Genomic DNA, 20,160 nt, shown 5'->3' with positions numbered 1-20,160 from the left:
AACATCAGGGTTTTTTAGTTTAGGTTCCTCCTCTGAATAAAAAACCGTTTCAGCAATTCAGAGGACTCATTCTCCAAAATCCCCCCAATGACCTCGGTTTTGGGATGCATATGACCTCCCATTACCTTAAATCCCCGTTCCAGATCGGGTGCGCCATATACCACTCGGGACACCTGACTCCAATACAAGGCCCCTGCACACATTTGGCAGGGTTCCAGTGTCACATACAAAGTGCAGCCGTGTAGATATTTCCCTCCCAAAAAATTGGAAGCAGCGGTGATCGCTTGCATTTCGGCATGCGCAGTAACATCTTTCAAACGTTCTGTTAGGTTGTGGGCACGTCCAATAATCCTGTTGTTGACCGCAACTACAGCCCCAACCGGAACTTCCCCATTTTCAAAGGCTATTTGGGCCTCTTGCAGTGCCTTCTTCATAAAATAAGTATCATCGAACGGATTCTCCACCATTTGCTTGTAATCTTTTATAAGATGGCTAAGCTACGGATAAAATCATTTTAGGGAATATGGGTATTTTTGTTTTTTGTTTCCTTGAAAAAACTTTTAACACATATCAATTCCCCTCAAGACCTCAAAAAGCTGTCGGTATCCGAGTTGCCCCTGCTTGCGCAAGAACTTCGGGAATTCATCATCGACATCGTTGCCACAAAAGAGGGACATCTGGGTGCCAGCCTTGGGGTTGTGGAACTCACCATCGCATTACATTATGTTTTTGACACCCCCAACGATAAACTCATTTGGGATGTGGGGCATCAAGCCTATGGCCATAAGATATTGACAGGTAGAAAGGAAATCTTTGATACCAACAGGCAGAAGGACGGGATTAGTGGTTTTCCCAAGCGCGCAGAAAGTTTGTATGACGATTTTGGCACTGGCCACAGCTCTACCGCTATTTCTGCCATTTTAGGAATGGCCATGGCCTCTAAGCTTAAGGGTAATCAATCCAAGCAGCATATTGCGGTGGTCGGGGATGCTTCCATTGCCAGTGGTATAGCTTTTGAAGGGCTGAACCATCTGGGCGTATCCAATACCAATACGCTCATTATATTGAATGACAATGCCATAGGGATTGATCCAAGTGTTGGCGCTTTAAAAAAATATTTGACCAACGTAAAGAAGGGGACGGCCAAGGATGAAAATATCTTTGAATGCCTCAATTTGAATTATTCCGGTCCAATGGATGGCCATGACGTGCATGCGTTGATTGCAGAGTTGGAGCGCCTAAAAAATGTTCCTGGGCCCAAACTATTGCACGTCATCACCACAAAGGGGAAAGGCCTAAAAAAGGCTGAAGAAAATCAGGTGGTATACCACGCTCCGGGAAAATTTGACAAATATACCGGAGAGCGTATACATCAAACAGGGGAACAACAACCCCCAAAATACCAAGATGTTTTTGGACATACGCTTGTGGAACTGGCAAGGAAAAATGAAAAGATTGTTGGAATTACACCAGCCATGCCCACAGGAAGCTCCTTGAAATTCATGATGGACGAAATTCCGGATAGGGCTTTTGACGTAGGTATTGCTGAGCAACATGCCGTAACCTTGGCAGCTGGAATGGCCACCCAAGGATTGATCCCATTCTGCAATATCTATTCCACCTTTTTACAACGCGCCTACGATCAGGTCATTCATGATGTTGCCCTACAAAACCTTCCAGTGGTGTTCTGTTTGGATCGCGCTGGATTGGTGGGCCAGGATGGTCCTACCCATCACGGCGTTTTTGATTTGGCCTATCTAAGATGTATCCCCAATCTCACTATTTTTTCTCCCATGAACGAGATGGAACTCCGAAACATGATGTTCACCGTTCAGAAAGAAACAACAGGTCCCATTGCTATTCGATACCCTAGGGGAAGGGGTGCAAATCTGGAGTGGAAAAACCAGTTTGAACCCATCGCATTGGGCAAGGCCCGTTGCTTACAACAAGGTTCCAGAATCGCCATACTTACCATTGGACATATTGGAAATCGGGTTCCTAAATTGCTGGAAAAGCTGGATAATGCGAATGAAATTGGCCATTACGATATGCGTTTCGTCAAGCCATTGGATCACAAATTGTTAAAGCAGGTATTTCAGACATACGATCACATCATTACCTTGGAAGATGGATGTCAAATGGGCGGCTTTGGTTCTGCCATTCTGGAATTTGCCAATCAAGAAAATTTTAAAAAACCCGTTAAGATTTTCGGAATACCTGATAATTTTGTTGAACATGGAACAATTTCAGAAACACATACCATGGCTGGTATAGATTTTGATGCAATTTTCTCTTATATAAAATCAACCTAAACCAAAATGCGATCAACCCTTTTACTGTTTCTTTTCTTTGCAGTGTCCTTTTCCATCAGTGCACAAGTAAATTCTTTAAATGTATTCGAAAGAGACTCCGTTGAACCTGGTTTTCAAGTGGTGAAAATCAAGGATGTCAAACTGAAGTATCTTACCAGGGCGGCCAAACTTACCGACCCCAGAACACCTTTGAACCGTATAAAGCCTTTATTAAAAAAGTATAAGAAATTTGTGCCGCAGTCGTTTTGGGCCAAGACCAATGAACTGGGCATCAATCTAAATGAAGTAGCCTTTGTAAACTGGAATGCAGGTGGAGATAATTCCGTTTCGGCATTGGCCAACGCAAGGTTTACGCGAAACTATAAATTTAGATACCTCAATTGGAACAATGAATTAAGGCTCCGATATGGACTTAATGCCCAAGAAGGGCGACAGCTGCGGAAAACTGATGATCAGATTAGGATCGCTTCAACCTTTGGTTTTAGAAAAGACACTATTACCGATTGGTACTACTCCGTAAAAGCCAACTTCAACACACAATTTTCCAACGGATACAAGTATCCCAATAGGACCAACCCCATTTCCCGTTTTATGGCACCTGGCTACTTGTTCCTTGGTGCGGGAACCTCTTATATTCCCGATGGGAAGAAATTCAATCTCTATATTTCCCCAATTACCCAAAAGGCAACATTTGTTCTGGACGAAGAGCTTTCCAATCAAGGGGTTTTTGGTGTGGACAAAGGTGAGCACACTTTTATGGAGTTTGGGTTTTTAGTGACCAATTCCTGGGAAACGGAGGTGGTGAAAAATGTAATCATGAATCATAGCTTAAGTCTATACACGGACTATATTGAGAGTTTTGGGAACGTTGATGTGGATTGGGAGCTCAATTTTAACCTCACGGTAAATAAATACATCAAAGCCAATATTGGAACACATGTGATCTTTGATGATGACATCAAGTTTGATGAGGTGGCGGACGCCGATGGAAATATTATAGACCCTGGAATTCCCAGAATCCAGTTCAAACAATTGTTAGGGGTTGGGCTCAACTATGCCTTCTAAAACTCTTTCCCCATAAGTTTGTTGTGCAGGTGTACCGCCGCACTGTCCGATAAACTGGCCACATAACAACTGGTGTCCAATAGGATCTTGTAGACCGATGCATCGGTGTTGGTATAATTTTCCGGAAGACTTTTGACCAACAATTTATCGTAATTGGTTCCTTTGCCATTCTTGATGTTAAGCAGGGCCGTTGTGTAGATATCCAAAATATCTGAAATAATCCGATACCCAGCCAATTCCTTATCTATAACCTCTTGGGATTGATAGACTTTTTCAACACTCAATTTAATGATGTCGTCTATTTGGGCTTGATACCTTCCCTTATCCAGTAACGCAGATGCAAAGCCGCCACTCATAATCTCCTCGGAGTGTTTGTCAAAGACTTCTACCGCATCACCAATCAAGGTGTTGATGGCCAAGGCCCGCAAATAACTCAATCGGTCACTTGAACTTGCTATGGCATTGTATTTCTTGGTATTGATGTTGTCCTTCACCAAATTGATCAGATATTCCAAGGCATATTCCTCAGGAATAAGCCCAAGGTTGATCCCATCCTCAAAGTCGATGATGGTATAACAAATATCATCCGCCGCCTCTACTAAATAGGTCAAAGGATGTCTGTAGAACCCAATGTCAGGGTGACTGGGGTTTTTAACCAACCCTATTTCTTCCACCACCTCCAAAAAAATATCCTTCTCCGATTGAAAGAAACCAAACTTCTTGTCGGCGATATGCTTGGAGGGTTTTTGGGGCAGCGATCCCTTGGGGTATTTCATGAACGCCCCTAAGGTCCCATAGCTCAAACGAAGTCCACCTGGAATACCTTCTTTGGATTCTGTAAGCAACTTAAATCCGTTGGCATTGCCTTCAAAGTCAACCAAATCTTGATATTCATTTTCCGTTAAATAGCTTTTGAACGCCTTTCCATTCCCTTGCGCAAAGAAATTGCCAATGGATTTTTCCCCGCTATGTCCAAAAGGCGGGTTTCCAATATCATGGGCCAAAGCCGCAGCAGCGACTATAGCTCCAAAATCATTGAATTGATATCCATGTATTTCCGTCAAATAGGGGTTTTTGGCCAAGATTCGTTGCCCGGCAACCCGGCCCAAACTTCGTCCCACCACCGAAACCTCCAAACTATGGGTCAGTCTTGTGTGTACAAAAGCCTTTTTTGATCCTACACTAATGGGCATGGGAACAACTTGGGTCTTGTCTTGGAGACTTCGGAACGCCGAGGAGAAAATGATTCGGTCATAATCCACCTCAAAACCCAGTCGGGTTTCATTTTGCTCCTTTCGCAATCTTTTATGGGTATCTCCTTGCCTTTTTAGAGACAATAATTGTTCCCAATCCATAGGTGATTTAGTTTTGGACGAAGATATGTCAAAAGACATAGCCCAACTCGGAAAAGCCCATATATTTGCATGATTTGTTACGTGATTTGGTAACACTTTGGTAACTTCATTTCGAATTTATAATGGCATTTTTGCCATATTTCTTTTTTGATGGGGGAGAACATCTATATTTTCATGGTTATTGCTTTGGGAATCTTGGCAATTACCGATTTGGTAGTGGGTGTCAGCAACGATGCCGTTAACTTCTTAAACTCCGCAATCGGGTCCAAGGCCATATCCTTCAAGACCATTATGATCATTGCCAGTGTTGGTATCGCCTTTGGTGCCATGTCATCAAGCGGAATGATGGAAGTGGCCAGAAAGGGAATCTTCAATCCGGGTGAATTTGTTTTTGAGGAAATCATGTTCATTTTCATGGCGGTCATGATTACGGATATTCTGCTGCTGGATTTTTTCAACACCTTGGGTATGCCTACCTCAACCACGGTATCCATAGTTTTTGAACTCTTGGGTGCCTCCGTTGCCATTTCCTTGGTGAAAATCATCAATGTGGATGGGACTTTCTCTGATTTGGGGGCTTACATTAACACGGATAAGGCAGCACAGATTATTTTCGGGATACTATTATCGGTCTTTATAGCCTTTACCATAGGAGCAATTATTCAATTTATATCAAGGCTCTTGATTTCATTTGACTTTAAGTCCAAACCGAAATGGGTGGAGTCCATTTATGGTGGATTGGCTATCTCCGCCATTATTTACTTCATTTTGGTGAAGGGATTGAAAAGCGCTGCCCTGTTCAACGATTCCGTTTCTGGTTTTGTGGCCGAACAGCCCTTCTTGTTCATCTTGGCCAATATCATTATTTGGAGTTTTATCTCGTACATCTTAGCTGTTTTTCTCAGATGGAATATCTATAAAATCGTAATTGCTTTTGGAACTTTTGCATTGGCCATGGCCTTTGCTGGGAATGATCTTGTCAATTTTATTGGTGTTCCGATTGCTGCATTGCAGTCATTTCAAGATTGGCAAATATCCGGGATTGCCCCCAATGAGTTCAATATGAGTGGTCTGTCGGCTGCGGTTCAGACCCCAACTTTACTATTACTGCTTTCTGGAGGCATCATGGTAATCACCCTTTGGTTTTCTTCCAAAGCCAAAAGCGTTGTCAAAACCAGTGTAGACCTTTCCAGACAGGATGAGGGAGAGGAGCGCTTTCAGCCCAATTATCTTTCTAGGCAATTGGTGAAGTTCAGTATTACTGCCTTTTCCAATTTAGGCAAGGTTGTTCCTCCCTCCATACAAAAAAGGGTGGATAAACAATTTGTGCTTCCCAATACTTATGTACCCAAAACCAAAGTGCAAGATCAACCTGCATTTGACCTGATCAGGGCGTCCGTGAATCTTATGGTGGCCAGTGTTTTGATTTCCATTGCCACATCCATGAAACTTCCGCTGTCAACAACCTATGTGACTTTTATGGTGGCCATGGGAACCTCTTTGGCGGATCGTGCATGGGGCGCGGAAAGTGCTGTATATCGAGTTGCGGGGGTTTTGAATGTGATCGGAGGTTGGTTCTTTACCGCCCTCAGTGCTTTTGTGGCGGCAGCGATAATCGCTTACATCCTACACTTGGGCAAATTTGTAGCACTGATTGTTTTGCTGCTGTTTGCTGCCGTGATCCTTCTACGTAACTATTTGTCCCATAATAGGAAAACCAAGGTAATCAAAGCAGAAGATAGTCTTCGTAGGGCCGAAAGCAGTTCCATTCAAGGAGTCATTGAGGAAAGTGCCAGCAACATTGCCAACGTAATCAAAAGAACCAATAAGATCTATACCAATTCCATAAATGGGTTGGCAAAACAAGATTTGGAGCTTTTAAAGAAAAACAAGAAACAGGGCGCTAAGCTTTCGTCTGAAATAGAAGATCTTAGAAATCATCTTTTCTTCTTTATCAAAAATCTGGATGAGGCCAATGTTGGGGCAAGTAATTTTTACATCAATACCTTGACCCACTTAACGGACATGTCCCAATCCCTGGAGTACATCGGTAAAGTGAGCCATAAACATGTGAACAACAACCACAAAAAGTTAAAATACAATCAAATCAAGGAGCTAAAAGAACTTGATTACAAGATTGATGCGCTTTTTGAGCAAGGGTATAAAATATTTGAGAATCGATCCTTTGAGGACATTCAACGAGTCTTGGAAACCCGAAAGGAACTCTTCAATTTGGTATCAGACAAGATAGCCCGACAGATATCAAGAACAAGAACAGAGGAATCGAGTCCCAAGAACACTACACTTTACTTTTCCCTATTGACCGAGAGCAAGGATTTAATAGAAGTCATCTATGAGCTTTTGGAGCTCTACTTTGTGGAACACGACAGTTCTGTGGAGCCAGCCCGTATCCCCGGTTCAGGTTCCGAGTAAATTAATTAACTTGCCAGTATGCGTTATCTTACTTTTTTATTGGCTTTGCTCCTCTGCAATGCCCTTCAGGCCCAAACAGCCATATCTGTGGAGGAATTACTGGAAAGAACCATTAATTTTCATGACCCAAACAGGGAATGGTCTACTTTTAACAGTGAGTTTGTGGTGCGTATGGAAACTCCTAAATCCGAGGATCGCACCAGTGTAATTTCATTAAATGTTCCCAGACAACAGTTTGGGTTGATGGTGGATCAAAATGGAAACCAATTTGGTTTCAAGTTTGACAAACAGCAATGCACCACCACTTTAAATGGCAGTTCCGAAATATCCGAAGAGCAACGGAAAGAATTTCGTTTGACCTGTGATCGTGGCAAAATCATGCGGGATTATTACACCTACCTCTATGGGTTGCCTATGAAGATCAAAGATCCTGGTGCCGTACTGGACGACAAGGTCCAAACCAAAACGTTCAAGGGGAAGGAATATCTGGTCTTAAAGGTAAGTTATGAAGAGGGTGTGGGCAACGATGTCTGGTATTTCTATTTTGATCCCAAAACCTACGCCATGGAGGTCTATCAATTTTACCATGATGAATCCAAGGGTGATGGAGAGTATATTTTACTGCAAGGTTTGGAGGAGGTCAATGGCATTAAAATGCCCAAAACCAGAGCGTGGTACTACAATAAGGATGACAAATATCTGGGGACTGATATCCTATCAAACAAGGCCGAATAGGTTTATCTATAAAAATTCATTTCATCCATATACTTCCAAACCGCTTCGGGAAGCAAGGGCTTGATGTTTTTTCCTTCTTTATGTGATTTACGTATAAAGGTGGAGGAAATTTCCATAATAGGGGCCTTCACCCTATGAATTTTTGGATGGTCCTTAAATTGGTGTTCCAAAGTACCTTCCGAAATTCTGGGATACACATAAATGGAATAATTTTCCAATATGGTCTCGTAGTTTATCCATTTGTGGAAGCTCCTAAGGTTGTCCTCTCCCATAATCAGGGAAAACTGATGCTCCTTTCCAAACTGTTCCTCCAGATGAATTAATGTATTGACCGTATAGTTGGGTTGGGGCAGGTTGAATTCAATTGTGCTGGGTTTCAACTTCGGATAATCCTGGACCGCTTCATAAACCATCTGATACCTGTGATGGTCATCCAAAAGCGTTTGCTTGGCCTTAAACGGACTTTGCGGGGTAATCACAAACCAAACCTCATCCAAAGAGGAAAACTCCACCATATGATTGGCAATGGCCAAATGGCCTATATGAATGGGGTTGAACGTACCAAAGTAAAGTCCTACCTGTTTCATCCTGCTATTTTTCCTCGAAATCTGGAATTTCGGCTCCAACAAAATCCGCTACCAGCTTGTGGGATTCTTGAAGTGCCACGTCAAGGTCGTAGTTCTTGATTACTTTGTCAAACTGCGGGGCAGTGGCCAATTCCACTGAAGCTTTGGCCACACGCATGTTTATCTTGTCCTCACTTTCAGTGCTTCGCTTTTTAAGACGAATCTTAAGTTCATCAACACTCGGTGGTTTCACAAAAACCGCCAAGGTTTCTTCTGGAAACTTCTTTTTGATTCGAAGTCCCCCAACCACATCAATATCAAAAATCACATTTTTTCCTTCGGCCCATAATCGTTCCACCTCACTATTCAAAGTGCCATAGAAATTATCTCGGTACACTTCTTCCCATTCCAGGAAATCGCCATTTTTTATATGCTTTTTAAACTCCGGAATGGACATAAAGTAATAATTGATTCCATCCCGCTCCTCGCCCCTCTGGGGTCTGGATGTGGCGGAAACAGAAAAGGCTAAATTGAGCTCAGGTTGTTCCAAAAGATGCCTAACAATGGTGGTTTTTCCACTGCCCGAAGGGGCCGAAAAGATAATGAGCTTCCCTCTTTTTTTCATAGCACATTCAACATTTGTTCTTTGATCTTTTCCAGTTCATCCTTCATTTGCACCACCAGTTGTTGCATGGGCGCATAATTGGCCTTGGAACCAATGGTATTGATTTCCCTACCTATTTCCTGGGCAATAAATCCTAGCTTTTTGCCATTGGAGTCATTGGACTTCAAGGTGGTCTCAAAGTACTTTAAATGGTTGTCCAGCCGAACCTTTTCTTCGGTAATATCATACTTCTCCAAGTAGTAAATCAATTCCTGCTCAAAGCGATTGGCATCCACCTCAACGGTCAAATCGGCCACTGCCTTTTCCAAACGTTCCCTAACCGTGTTCAATCGTTCGGGATCCATTTCCCTTACCTTTTGCAATAATTGATTCAAGCCGTCCAATCTGGACAAAAAATCTTTTTCCAAAACCTTGCCCTCCTCGCTTCTAAACTTGGATATTTCGGACAGGGCTTGTTTCATCGCCTTGACAATGGCCTCATACTCTGAGGGGTCAATATCGTTCTTTTCGGTTTTTAAGGTATCGGGCATTCGTAAAGCAAGCTCTAGTAATTTAAGATCATCCCCTTCGGTAATATTGGCCAATTGCTGCATGTATTTCTTTACCACGCCTTGGTTTACCTCTGCCGTGGTCTCCTCTCCGGTGATTTCAACATAAAGTCCCAGGTCTACTTTACCACGAACCAGCACATCTGCAATCATCTTTCTCAATTCCAGTTCTTTCTCCCTATACGATTGTGGAATCCTGGCATTGATGTCCAGGTTTTTACTGTTGAGGGATTTGATCTCGATGGTCACTTTTTTGGAAGGAAGTTGCACCACGTGCTTTCCAAAACCGGTCATGGATTGAATCATATGGGATGATTAAATTTTGGCAAAGGTAACCAAAATAGGATTTGGCTCCCTTTCGTAGAAACAATGCCGCTGATATCCTAGTCCAGTTCCCGAACCCAGATATTTCTATAGCTTACCCTACTATTGTCCCTATGGTCCTGTAGCATCAAGGGTCTCTTGCCATGGGATTTATACTGAGGCCAACCGATGTATTCAGAAGGGCCTTCAATCTCAAAATGATCTTGGATCAAAACGCCATTATGCAATACGGTAATTGTGGCAGGAGCAACTATGTTTCCGCCCCTACTGAATTTTGGGGCATGGTAGATAATATCATAAGTGTTCCATTCCCCAGAGGGTACGGAGGCCATGGCCAAGGGAACCGATTGCTTGTAGATGGATCCTACCTGCCCATTCACATAGGTGCCGTTATCGTTGTTATCCAACACCTGTACCTCATAAAGCCCTTGGAGAAAAACACCACTATTGGCACGGTTTTGTCCAGACATTTGAACCTCCTTTGGGGATTTCCATTCAATATGCAGTTGTATGCTTCCAAAATTTTGTTTGGTCTGAATGTTTCCTGTTTTGTCTTTGACCGTCATACTACCGTCCTGGTTCAAATGCCATTTTACCGCTGTACTGTCAGCAGTGCTGACCCAATGGTCAAAATCCTTCCCATTGAACAATACTATGGCATCACTAGGCGGTGCTCCATCCGATCCAGGAGTAACCCTTGGGGGTACCGGTTCATAGGTTTCTGTAGCTTCTGGTTGTGTGGGTCCATTTACTTGTCCAAATACTGAGCTTGCCGTCAAAAGAATTGACAAGGCAAATACATAAGATTTTAAGGGCATACTAAAGCTCTTTGATTTTAATGTTTCTGTAAGACACGATATCCCCGTGATCCTGCAATCCAATTTTTCCGGTCTTGTAAGCTCCAAAACCTTCCCAACCTGCAAACTTGGAATCAGCAACCATGGCATCCCATTCATCACCATGGACAGGGAACTCTACAATTTTTTCTCCATTGAGCATCACATGCCCATTATTTGTCTCATGGTTGATCATCAACTCCACATGGTTCCATTCCCCAGCAGGTTTAACTGTTTTCTTGGAAGGTGCGATCATATCATAAAGGGATCCCGCTTGGTGGGTAGTCCCGTTTTTGGCATCTGGATGTCTTTCATCATCCAAGACCTGGATTTCAGGTCCGGTCAAATAGGGTTGACCAAATTGGCTTCCCTCATAAACCCCCCAAAAAATGCCACTGTTGCCTCCCTCGGAAATCTTCCACTCCAAAGACAGCACAAAATTGGTGAACTCCTTATCCGTTACAATGTTGTAGCTTTCTCCTTCCTCTCTTTCTTTAGGCGGGTAGAAAACCATGTTTCCATCTTCCAATTTCCAAGGCTCATCAATTTCTCCAGAATTATACAAGTGCCATCCGTTAAAGGAGGAACCATCAAATAAGGTAACCCATCCTTCAGCTTCCTTGTCCATTTGTGTTTCAGTTTCCTGTTGTGTCTCTTCCTTGGGTTCGTCTTTGGCTTTCTCCTTACATGCAAAGAGCACGGCCACCAGGGCCAACAAGGTCAATTTTTTCATAATCCCAGTATTTTTTTAAGTTTTTCTTTATCCGTTGCTGCTCCTGCAAAATCATCAAAGGTTTTGGTCGTGGCCTCTATAATATGATCCTGAATGAATATAGCTCCCTCACGCGCCCCTTGTTCCGGACTCTTAATACAGCATTCCCATTCCATTACCGCCCAAACGTCGCAGCCATATTGGGTCAATTTGGAAAATATGGTTTTGAAGTCAATTTGACCATCCCCCAATGAACGGTATCTACCGGCACGATCACCCCAGTCGTTGTAACCTCCAAAGGCACCTTTCTTTCCTGTTGGGTTGAACTCCGAATCCTTGACATGGAAGGATTTGATGAATTCATGGTAATGATCAATGTAGGTGATGTAATCCAATTGTTGCAAAACAAAGTGACTTGGATCGTATAGAATATTTACCCGTTTATGGTTTCCAGTGGCTTCCAAAAAGCGTTCAAAGGTGTCTCCGTCATGCAAATCCTCTCCTGGGTGAATCTCGTAGCACACATCAACGCCTTCTTCATCAAAGTGGTTCAAAATGGGCATCCATCTTTTGGCCAGTTCCTCAAAACCCATTTCTACCAGGCCTGGAGGTCGCTGTGGCCAAGGATGCCAAGTATGCCATAGCAGTGCTCCAGAGAAGGTGGCATGGGCCTTAATTCCCAACCTTCTACTTGCCGTTGCCGCTTTTTTTACGGTCTCCACGGCCCATTGGGTTCTGGCCTTTGGGTTATTTTTTACGGCATCCGGAGCAAAATTATCGAACATAATGTCATAGGCCGGATGCACCGCCACCAACTGTCCTTGCAAATGGGTGGACAGCTCCGTGATTTCCAAACCATAGGAATTGACTTTACCTTTGAGTTCGTCACAATAGTCTTGGCTTTCTGCAGCTTTGTCCAAATCAATCAGGAAGGGTACCCAAGTGGGAATTTGAACCCCTTTATATCCCAAATCCGAAGCCCATTTACATAGTCCGTCCAAGGAATTGAAGGGGGCTTGGTCATCCACAAATTGGGCTAAAAATACTGCAGGTCCTTTAATTGTTTTCATTTAAAATGCTTTGCTAAGAATTGTTTGTTCGTTAATTTTTTATGATTTATCTCCTATTTTTAAGAAAAAACCAAGGATGTTTTTATCTTCCGTAGCAGAAGTTATAAATATAGGGATAAGACAACAATAAAAACAGCACAATTGTGAATGAAAATGTGGTTTATGATGCCATAGTGGTAGGAACCGGAATCACTGGAGGTTGGGCAGCCAAGGAGCTTTGCGAAAACGGCCTTAAGACCCTTGTGCTTGAACGCGGCCCCATGGTCAAACATATTGAGGATTACAAGACCATGAACTGGGATGCCTGGGACATGCCCTACAAAGGGGAACTTTCCTTGGAAGACAAGAAAAAATACCCTAAACAACTTCGTGTGGGTTGGGCTCCCAAGGATGACGTTAAGCACTTTTTTGTGAACGATTTGGAGCATCCCTATCAAGAAACCAAGCGTTTTGACTGGATCAGAGGTTACCATGTGGGCGGTAGGTCTATAACCTGGGGCAAACAAAGTTATCGCTGGAGTGATATCGATTTTGAGGCCAACAAGAAAGATGGACACGGAGTGGACTGGCCTGTTCGCTACAAGGATATTTCCCCTTGGTATGACAAGGTGGAAACCTATATAGGGGTGAGTGGGCAAAATTTAGGGCTAAAACAGTTACCGGATGGCAAATTTCAACCCCCTATGGAACTGAATTGCGTGGAAAAGGAGCTTCAGGCATCCATGAAAACCGGTTTTGAAGATGATAGGCTCTTGACCATAGGAAGAGTTGCCCATATTACAGATAAAACTGCCCAATTTGAAGGCCGTACAGTTTGCCAATATAGAAATCGATGTTGGCGGGGCTGTCCTTTTGGAGGGTACTTTAGCAGTAATTCATCCACCCTACCGGCTGCAGAACGCGCCGGCAATATGACCTTACGCCCCAACTCCATTGTGCATGAAGTCATTTATGACGAGAACAAAAAAATGGCCACTGGAGTAAGGGTGATTGATGCGGAAACCCATGAGAAATTGGAGTTTAAGGGCAAAATAGTCTTCCTCTGTGCTTCTGCCATGGCCTCCGTTGGGATTTTGTTGCAATCCAAATCCAAAACATTCCCCAATGGAATAGGTAACAACTATGACCAAGTGGGTCGTAATATTATGGATCACCATTACCAATTGGGAGCTTCCGCAAAGGTAGATGGTCATTTGGACAAGTACTATAAAGGGAGAAGGCCCAATGGTTTTTATATTCCCAGATTTGTTAATCTGGATGCCAAAACCAAGCGCGAAGGTTTCTTGCGCGGCTTTGGCTATCAAGGTGGGGCAGGAAGAAGTAATTGGTCTGAAATGGTAGCCGAAATGGGTTATGGCGCGTCCCTAAAACAAGCTATTTTAAAGCCTGGAGGATGGCAAATAGGTATGACAGGTTTTGGAGAAATGCTTCCGTATCCGGACAACCGTGTGACCTTAAGCAAGGACAAAAAGGATCAATGGGGATTACCCCAACTGGATTTTGACGTGGAGTTCAAGGAGAACGAGCTTAAAATGCGGGAAACCATCAAAGAAGAAGCGGTTGCTATGCTCAAGGTAGCTGGTTTTCGGGATGTTAAGGCCTACGAAAATGAGACTGGGCCAGGCCTTGGCATTCACGAGATGGGTGGAGCACCCATGGGCCACAATCCAAAAACATCGGTGTTGAACAGGCACAATCAAGTTCATGACGTACCCAACGTTTATGTAACCGATGGCGCCTTTATGACCTCTGCAAGCTGTGTAAATCCATCATTGACCTATATGGCCTTTACGGCCAGGGCTGCAAATCATGCAGCGGAACAGTTTAAACAAAATAAATTTTCTTAAATACCTACTATGGAAAATGCTTCTGCTAGAAACTTATGGGGCGATTTTCTGGACGCCCATCTAGAATTCGCCGATGAAGATGCACCAAGGGTAATCCATTTTTGCGACAACGAAAAGGATTCCAATACCTGTGCCGAATTGGTCTGTAAAGACATCAAACGTGCCACCTCATATTCCTTGTTGGGGCTTCAATACAGGAAGGAAACCCTGCCAAAAATTGGTGACTTTGCCGTGGTTACGGACTGGGCCGGAAAAGCGAAATGCGTGATAAGAACCACCTCTGTGAAATTGGTTCCTTACTTTGCCATACATGCAGAGCATGCACGTTTGGAGGGGGAAGGTGACAAAAGCTTGGAACATTGGAAAAAAACCCATTGGGACTATTATACACGCGAACTCTCCGAATTCAACCGTACACCTCGAGAAAGTATGATCGTGGTCTTTGAACGTTTTGAAAAGGTCTTTCAAAGATAATGGCCGCAAAAAGCGGCCATTAAATATGCTTTTATAGGTTGGGATTACTCCCTAATCCAATTCCACCCAAACATTCCCTTGTTTGTGGGAAGCAACGGTGCTTTCGATAAAGTTCATTCCCCGAACCCCGTCTCTCATGGTAGGGAACTCCCCATCATTGTAGTTCTCTCCGCGGATGGCCCTGGCAGCTCCCAGATAAATATTGGCCATGGAATCAAAAATACCTTCTGGATGCCCTGCGGGTATCTTGGAAGCATTTAAGGAAAGCTCGGAATTGTACGCATGTCCAGGCTTGTACACCTGTAGCGGTTCCGTATCGCTCATCTTATACAGGAAATTGGGTTTTTCCTGCTCCCATCTAAAGGCACCTTTTTCTCCATAAATTGCGATGGCCAATCCGTTTTCTTCCCCTGTCGCTACTTGGCTCGCCCTCACCACTCCTTTTACATGTTTGTCCATTCGGATCAACACAGTACCATCCACATCCATTAGGTTGTCATCGTACAGATAATTGAAATCGCATAGAACGGACTTAATCTTTAGTCCGGTAGTGTATTCAATCAGATTGGATGCATGAACCCCGATATCGCCAATACAAGAACTGATTCCAGCCTTGGCTGGATCCAAACGCCATACGGTTTTCCGCTTTTCTGAATCGTGAATAACGGTATTGATCCATCCTTGATAGTAGCGTGCATCCACTTTATGGATTTTTCCCAAAGCACCTGCCTTGATCATTTCACGCATTTGCCTTACCATAGGATAACCTGTGTACGTATGCGTCAAGGCAAACACTTTCCCAGATTTTTCATGGACTTCTTGAAGGGTCTTGGCCTCCTCGTAATCCATGGTCATCGGCTTTTCACAAATGACATGAAATCCGTTTTCCAACAGTTTTTTGGCCATGGGGAAGTGCAAGAAATTAGGAGTTAGCACAGAGCAGACTTGAATGCGCTCATCTTCCGGAAGCTTCAACTCCTCTTCCACCAAGGTGTCAAAATCTTTATAAATACGATCGGTTGGTACATCAATTTCTTTTGCAAAAGCCAAACTTTGCTCAAAGTCGGGATTGAATACCGCCCCTACAATTTCATAATTGTCATTGATAAATGAGGCTACTCTATGCAACACTCCAATGAGGGAATCTCCTCCACCTCCAATAATTCCTAGTCTAATTTTTTTTGGCATTGATATTATATTTATGATTTAGTGTTCTTGTTTCAATCGCTGTTCCTCGAGCTTCTTACGCATTAGAAATAAGATTCCGAAAAGCCCTATCAGTATTACGGGAAGCCACATAATGTTACCAAGGGTTTCCTGTCCTGCCACCAAATCTGCGGCTTCGGCTGAGACTCCAGATTCCAAGGCTTGGGTTCTTTGTTGATCCAACATCTGGCCAATTTTCGGGAGGGATATTCCCGTAATCAGCATTCCAAACCCTCCTATAATTGACATCCCCAAGGCACCTGTTTTATGATTATACTCGCTTACGAATCCAATCATGGTTGGCCAGAAGTACATCACTCCCACTGAAAACAATATAGCAGCCACATACACCATGGCACCGGTTGCACTGGAAAGTAAAAACAGGGCGATGGAAGCAATTATGGCCGATCCGAAAAGCACACCAATAGGATTGAACTTGTGAACAATGGGTCCAGCAAAATATCTACCCACAGCCATCAATCCTGTAACAATGGCCAAAATGATAAGCGGAGGTGCTCCTGCCTGTCCCAGCAGTCTTTCAATAAACTGCCCGGTACCCAATTCTGTCGTTGCAGTTAAGCCCATACAAATCAACATGAAAATAAATAGAGGGGTAAACATGGACTTTACATTCTGACCAATATTGGCCTCAATATTTTCAGCTTTTGGGAATTTTTGACCCAAAATGAGGTATCCGTAAATCAAAGTAGGTACGATCATGATGGCAATTTGAATTTGCCATGACAATCCCATATTGCCCATAAGCTCGCCCAACAAAGCTCCGATAACAATTCCCCCTGGGAACCAAACATGGAACTTGTTCAACATGGTTGTCCTGTTGGTGGTATACATATCGGCGATAAGCGGGTTACAAGCGGCCTCCACTGCGCCGTTGGCCAACCCAATAAAGAAGGTTGAGACAAGAAGCGGAATAAAACTCTTGGATGTTATCGTTAATATTAATCCCAGCAAGTGGCATATAAAGGCCACCCAAAGGATGGGTTTTGGTCCTATTTTAGGATAAATAAGACCCCCTATGATCATGGATACTGGAAATCCATAAAAGGCCATGGAATTCATCCACCCCAATTGGGTGTCATTAAAGCCGAATTCGACATTAAGCTCACCCATAATCCCGGCCCTAAGCGCAAAGGTCATGGCCGTAACGATCAATGATACACATGAGGCCAGGAAAAGCCTATTCTTATTTATATTTTCCATGGTAATTCTATTTGGTTGTTTTTAGGTTTTATATTCTATTTTTTCATTTTTGAACAAAAGGGCAAAGACTACAAATACCGCCAAGGCAAAAATGGCCGGGTAAATCCACACTTTTTCCCACAATGCGGTTCCATCAAGCTGAACAAATTCATCGTATATTTTTCCTGCTACCCAAAAGCCAATCAGCATCCCAACTCCGTAGGTGGCCAAGGTAATCAGTCCTTGAGCGGCACTCTTATATCTTTCCCCCGCCTTGGAATCGGTATAAATCTGACCGGAAACAAAGAAGAAATCATAACAGATACCATGCAATGCAATTCCAAGCACCAGCATAAAGAACAGTTCACCCGAGTCCCCAAAACTGAACAGCAGATATCTCAGGGTCCATGCCAGCATGCCCACTAAAATGGTTTTCTTAAATCCATACTTTCTGAAAAAGAATGGTAAGAGCAGCATGAAGAAGATTTCTGAAAATTGACCCAGGGAAGCCCATGCGGTAGAGTTCTCCACATTGGATTCTGTCAAGAAAGTGCCAATGTGCTGATAGTAAAATGCCAGCGGGATACATATTAAAATGGACGAAATAAAGAACACCAAAAAGTTTTTGTCCTTTAATAGCTGGAGGGCATCCAAGCCCAACAATTGTCCAATGCTTCTCTTGTCATCCTTGCTAACCGTGGGTGGTGTTTTGGGCAAGCTAAAACTGAATATGCCCAATACCGCCGAAGCGACAGACACCATCAAGAAGGTATTCTTTAAGAAACCGGCCTCAATATTCTCTATAGCATCCCATTTAAATGCCAAACTTATGATCCAGCCTGCCAAAATCCATCCTGCGGTACCAAACACCCTTACCAAAGGGAATTCCTTTGAGGGGTTTTTCATTTGGTTGAATGCTACGGAATTCACCAAGGCCAAAGTGGGCATATACAAAATCATATAACCCAATACATAAGGGTAAAAAACCGCAAAGCTATCGGAGCAGTACATCAGGTACATCAATCCAGCTCCCACAAGATGCAGGACGCCCAAAATTCGCTCCGCATTAAAAAAGCGATCTGCGATCAATCCAATAATAAAAGGTGCAATTATGGCTCCCCAGGACTGCGTGGAATAGGCCATGGCCGTCTCGGCTCCGGATGCGTTCAAATTATTGCCCAAAAATGGTCCCAGGGTCACAAACCAGCCGCCCCAAATGAAGAACTCCAAAAACATCATGGCGGACAACTGGAACTTTACTTTTGAACTCATAAGGGGGTTATCTTTTATAAAATATGTAATCCAAAGGTTCGGGCTCAATTCCCGAGTTCCTGAAATCCGTCAAAATCTGGCCCCTATGATGGGTAGAATGGTTGATGATATGAAACAGGATATCTTTTAGGTCGTTGGCATAAGTCCTCCCCTGACTATTTTCATAATCAATTCTTCTATTGAAATCCTCGGTATTCCTAATAATCTCAAAAGAGGTACGCTGATTCTCATAATGAAGGTCTCCCCACTCCTCCAAGGAGTGCAACTGCCACACCGTGTATTCCGACGGCTTGCCTACAATTCTATGGTTCCAGATATGGTGGGCGTTCAAGATATGACTGAACAGCTGCATACTTTTTTCAGGAACCTTTCCCATAGCGGAACATTGCTCAATGAGCTTTTTGTTGCTATAAAAATTGTAATCAAAGAGTTGCTGTAGAAATCCCTTCATAAGCCCGAGGTTTGGTGAGGACTACTTCATCAATTTACGCAATAAATCTCTTGTTGCAATAATCCCATCTTCCTCACTTAGCTCGCTTCCTTCGTATTCCACTCCAATATAACCAGAGTATCCCGCATCCTTTACAATCTTGAGCATACGTCCATAATCTGAATGGATCTCATTGCCGTTTTCATCAAAATCATGGGATTTGGCACTTACCGCCTTGGCATAGGGCATTATTTCTTCCATTCCCTTGTACCTGTCATACCACTCAAGACACTCCGGCCATTCTCCCCAAGTGATGCAAAAATTGCCAAAATCCGGTAGGGTACCACAGTTGTCCATATTTACTGTTTTAAATACATTGGCCAACATGGCTCCATTGGAGGACAGCCCTCCGTGGTTTTCCACCAAGATGTTAATATTCTTGTCTTTGGCATAAGTGGACAGTTTGGTCAATCCGTCCACCGAAGCAGCGGTCCATTCATCAGGGTCTTGGGTACCACTAAGGTTTACCCTAATAGAATGACACCCCAATGCAGCGGCGGCATCTACCCACTTATAGTGGTTTTCCACAGCGGCATTCCGTTCGGCTTCATCAGGTGTGGCCAAATCTCCTTGACCGTCAATCATGATAATCAGATTTTCCAGTCCGTGCTTTTTACTTTCCGCAAGGCTTTTATCCACAAAGCTCTTCATGGCCGCCTCAGAGAAATTATCCTTCTCCAATTCTGGATAGTACAATCCGCTTACGTATTCCAATCCTTCAAATCCCCAAGCTTTGGCTTTTTCGGCAAAGGTGTATGGATCTACACCATCTTCCCGAATCATCTTGTGCATGGACCATTGGGCCAACGATATTTTGAAATTGGGTTCGGTGCTCATTTGAACTTCTTCAACGGTTTCGGAAGCTACTTCTTCCTGTTTCTTGTTTTGCTTACAAGCCACGGCGCTAGCAAGCAATAAAACAATCACAAATTTGGTACTGAAATGTTTTAAATTTCTTCTTTTCATAAGGGTTGATCAACTTAAATTAAATGGAATTTAAAAACTACAACGTTATAGTAGTGAATTCTCAATAAACATAAGGATTAAATGTAGAAAATTAATTTAATAATTAATACTTTTAGGAAATAAA

19 protein-coding genes are annotated in these 20,160 nt (G+C 43.3%); 6 read left to right on the top strand and 13 right to left on the bottom strand.

Translation table 11 applies throughout. The annotated features are described in order from the left end of the window. Window positions 1-14 precede the first annotated feature (14 nt). Window positions 15-464, bottom strand: a complete 450-nt coding sequence (locus ACO6S0_RS18655) for a nucleoside deaminase (protein WP_422351848.1) — start codon at window positions 462-464, stop codon at window positions 15-17. 84 nt (window positions 465-548) lie between these two features. Here ACO6S0_RS18655 and dxs point away from each other — a divergent pair, with 84 nt between their 5' ends. Both dxs and ACO6S0_RS18645 read left to right on the top strand, forming a co-directional pair. Further along, window positions 549-2,312, top strand: a complete 1,764-nt coding sequence (dxs, locus tag ACO6S0_RS18650) for a 1-deoxy-D-xylulose-5-phosphate synthase (protein ID WP_422349792.1) — start codon at window positions 549-551, stop codon at window positions 2,310-2,312. A gap of 6 nt (window positions 2,313-2,318) precedes the next feature. Continuing rightward, window positions 2,319-3,377 carry a DUF3078 domain-containing protein gene (locus ACO6S0_RS18645; protein WP_422349791.1) on the top strand — a complete coding sequence of 353 codons (1,059 nt, stop codon included), beginning with the start codon at window positions 2,319-2,321 and terminating at the stop codon, window positions 3,375-3,377. On the opposite strand, the gene dgt is transcribed toward ACO6S0_RS18645, so the two are convergent. After that, window positions 3,374-4,732 (bottom strand): dGTP triphosphohydrolase, encoded by a 1,359-nt coding sequence (gene dgt, locus ACO6S0_RS18640; RefSeq protein WP_422349790.1) that lies wholly within the window; start codon window positions 4,730-4,732, stop codon window positions 3,374-3,376. The genes ACO6S0_RS18645 and dgt overlap by 4 nt on opposite strands. Before the next feature lie 150 nt (window positions 4,733-4,882). On the opposite strand from dgt, the gene ACO6S0_RS18635 reads away from it, so the two are divergent. Next, window positions 4,883-7,165 carry an inorganic phosphate transporter gene (locus ACO6S0_RS18635; protein ID WP_422349789.1) on the top strand — a complete coding sequence of 761 codons (2,283 nt, stop codon included), beginning with the start codon at window positions 4,883-4,885 and terminating at the stop codon, window positions 7,163-7,165. 18 nt (window positions 7,166-7,183) lie between these two features. Then, window positions 7,184-7,900, top strand: coding sequence for a DUF6503 family protein (locus ACO6S0_RS18630; RefSeq protein ID WP_422349788.1), 717 nt, complete (start codon window positions 7,184-7,186; stop codon window positions 7,898-7,900). Window positions 7,901-7,902: 2 nt separating this feature from the next. Here ACO6S0_RS18630 and nadD read toward each other — a convergent pair whose 3' ends face one another. The 6 genes from nadD to ACO6S0_RS18600 form a co-directional block, all read right to left on the bottom strand. After that, window positions 7,903-8,487: a nicotinate (nicotinamide) nucleotide adenylyltransferase gene (gene nadD, locus ACO6S0_RS18625; RefSeq protein WP_422349787.1), complete on the bottom strand. Its 585-nt coding sequence runs from the start codon at window positions 8,485-8,487 to the stop codon at window positions 7,903-7,905. Between the two features lie 4 nt (window positions 8,488-8,491). After that, a complete protein-coding gene (gene gmk / locus ACO6S0_RS18620; protein WP_422349786.1) occupies window positions 8,492-9,091 on the bottom strand; it encodes a guanylate kinase in 600 nt (199 codons plus the stop codon). Continuing rightward, window positions 9,088-9,945: a YicC/YloC family endoribonuclease gene (locus ACO6S0_RS18615; RefSeq protein WP_422349785.1), complete on the bottom strand. Its 858-nt coding sequence runs from the start codon at window positions 9,943-9,945 to the stop codon at window positions 9,088-9,090. The genes gmk and ACO6S0_RS18615 overlap by 4 nt, the downstream gene beginning before the upstream one ends. Window positions 9,946-10,022: 77 nt before the next feature. Continuing rightward, window positions 10,023-10,781 carry a 3-keto-disaccharide hydrolase gene (locus tag ACO6S0_RS18610; RefSeq protein ID WP_422349784.1) on the bottom strand — a complete coding sequence of 253 codons (759 nt, stop codon included), beginning with the start codon at window positions 10,779-10,781 and terminating at the stop codon, window positions 10,023-10,025. A gap of 1 nt (window position 10,782) precedes the next feature. After that, entirely contained in the window at window positions 10,783-11,532 is a 750-nt protein-coding gene (locus tag ACO6S0_RS18605) for a 3-keto-disaccharide hydrolase (protein ID WP_422349783.1), read from the bottom strand. Continuing rightward, window positions 11,529-12,581, bottom strand: a complete 1,053-nt coding sequence (locus tag ACO6S0_RS18600; protein WP_422349782.1) for a sugar phosphate isomerase/epimerase family protein — start codon at window positions 12,579-12,581, stop codon at window positions 11,529-11,531. The genes ACO6S0_RS18605 and ACO6S0_RS18600 overlap by 4 nt, the downstream gene beginning before the upstream one ends. A 143-nt stretch (window positions 12,582-12,724) precedes the next feature. On the opposite strand from ACO6S0_RS18600, the gene ACO6S0_RS18595 reads away from it, so the two are divergent. Further along, window positions 12,725-14,428, top strand: a complete 1,704-nt coding sequence (locus tag ACO6S0_RS18595) for a GMC oxidoreductase (RefSeq protein WP_422349781.1) — start codon at window positions 12,725-12,727, stop codon at window positions 14,426-14,428. 9 nt (window positions 14,429-14,437) lie between these two features. Beyond that, on the top strand, window positions 14,438-14,902 hold the full coding sequence (locus tag ACO6S0_RS18590) for an ASCH domain-containing protein (RefSeq protein ID WP_422349780.1): 465 nt from the start codon (window positions 14,438-14,440) through the stop codon (window positions 14,900-14,902). Window positions 14,903-14,953: 51 nt separating this feature from the next. Here the strand turns inward: ACO6S0_RS18590 and ACO6S0_RS18585 are convergent, their stop codons facing one another. Genes ACO6S0_RS18585 through ACO6S0_RS18565 form a run of 5 tightly spaced genes read right to left on the bottom strand, consistent with a single transcriptional unit; the run spans window position 14,954 to window position 20,036 of the window. Then, window positions 14,954-16,090 carry a Gfo/Idh/MocA family protein gene (locus tag ACO6S0_RS18585; RefSeq protein WP_422349779.1) on the bottom strand — a complete coding sequence of 379 codons (1,137 nt, stop codon included), beginning with the start codon at window positions 16,088-16,090 and terminating at the stop codon, window positions 14,954-14,956. An 18-nt stretch (window positions 16,091-16,108) separates the two neighbouring features. Beyond that, the gene (locus ACO6S0_RS18580) at window positions 16,109-17,329 is read right to left on the bottom strand and encodes an MFS transporter (protein WP_422349778.1); all 1,221 of its coding nucleotides are present in this window, start codon (window positions 17,327-17,329) and stop codon (window positions 16,109-16,111) included. 21 nt (window positions 17,330-17,350) lie between these two features. Beyond that, a complete protein-coding gene (locus ACO6S0_RS18575) occupies window positions 17,351-18,580 on the bottom strand; it encodes an MFS transporter (RefSeq protein ID WP_422349777.1) in 1,230 nt (409 codons plus the stop codon). Between the two features lie 7 nt (window positions 18,581-18,587). Beyond that, window positions 18,588-19,031 (bottom strand): DinB family protein, encoded by a 444-nt coding sequence (locus ACO6S0_RS18570; RefSeq protein ID WP_422349776.1) that lies wholly within the window; start codon window positions 19,029-19,031, stop codon window positions 18,588-18,590. A 21-nt stretch (window positions 19,032-19,052) separates the two neighbouring features. Further along, window positions 19,053-20,036 carry a sugar phosphate isomerase/epimerase family protein gene (locus ACO6S0_RS18565; protein WP_422349775.1) on the bottom strand — a complete coding sequence of 328 codons (984 nt, stop codon included), beginning with the start codon at window positions 20,034-20,036 and terminating at the stop codon, window positions 19,053-19,055. Window positions 20,037-20,160 lie beyond the last annotated feature (124 nt).

The organism is Flagellimonas sp. (genome assembly GCF_965233845.1).
Taxonomy (GTDB): Bacteria; Bacteroidota; Bacteroidia; order Flavobacteriales; family Flavobacteriaceae; genus Flagellimonas.
The sequence above is the reverse complement of the archived record's forward strand: the minus strand, read 5'-3'. Positions and strand labels throughout refer to the sequence as shown.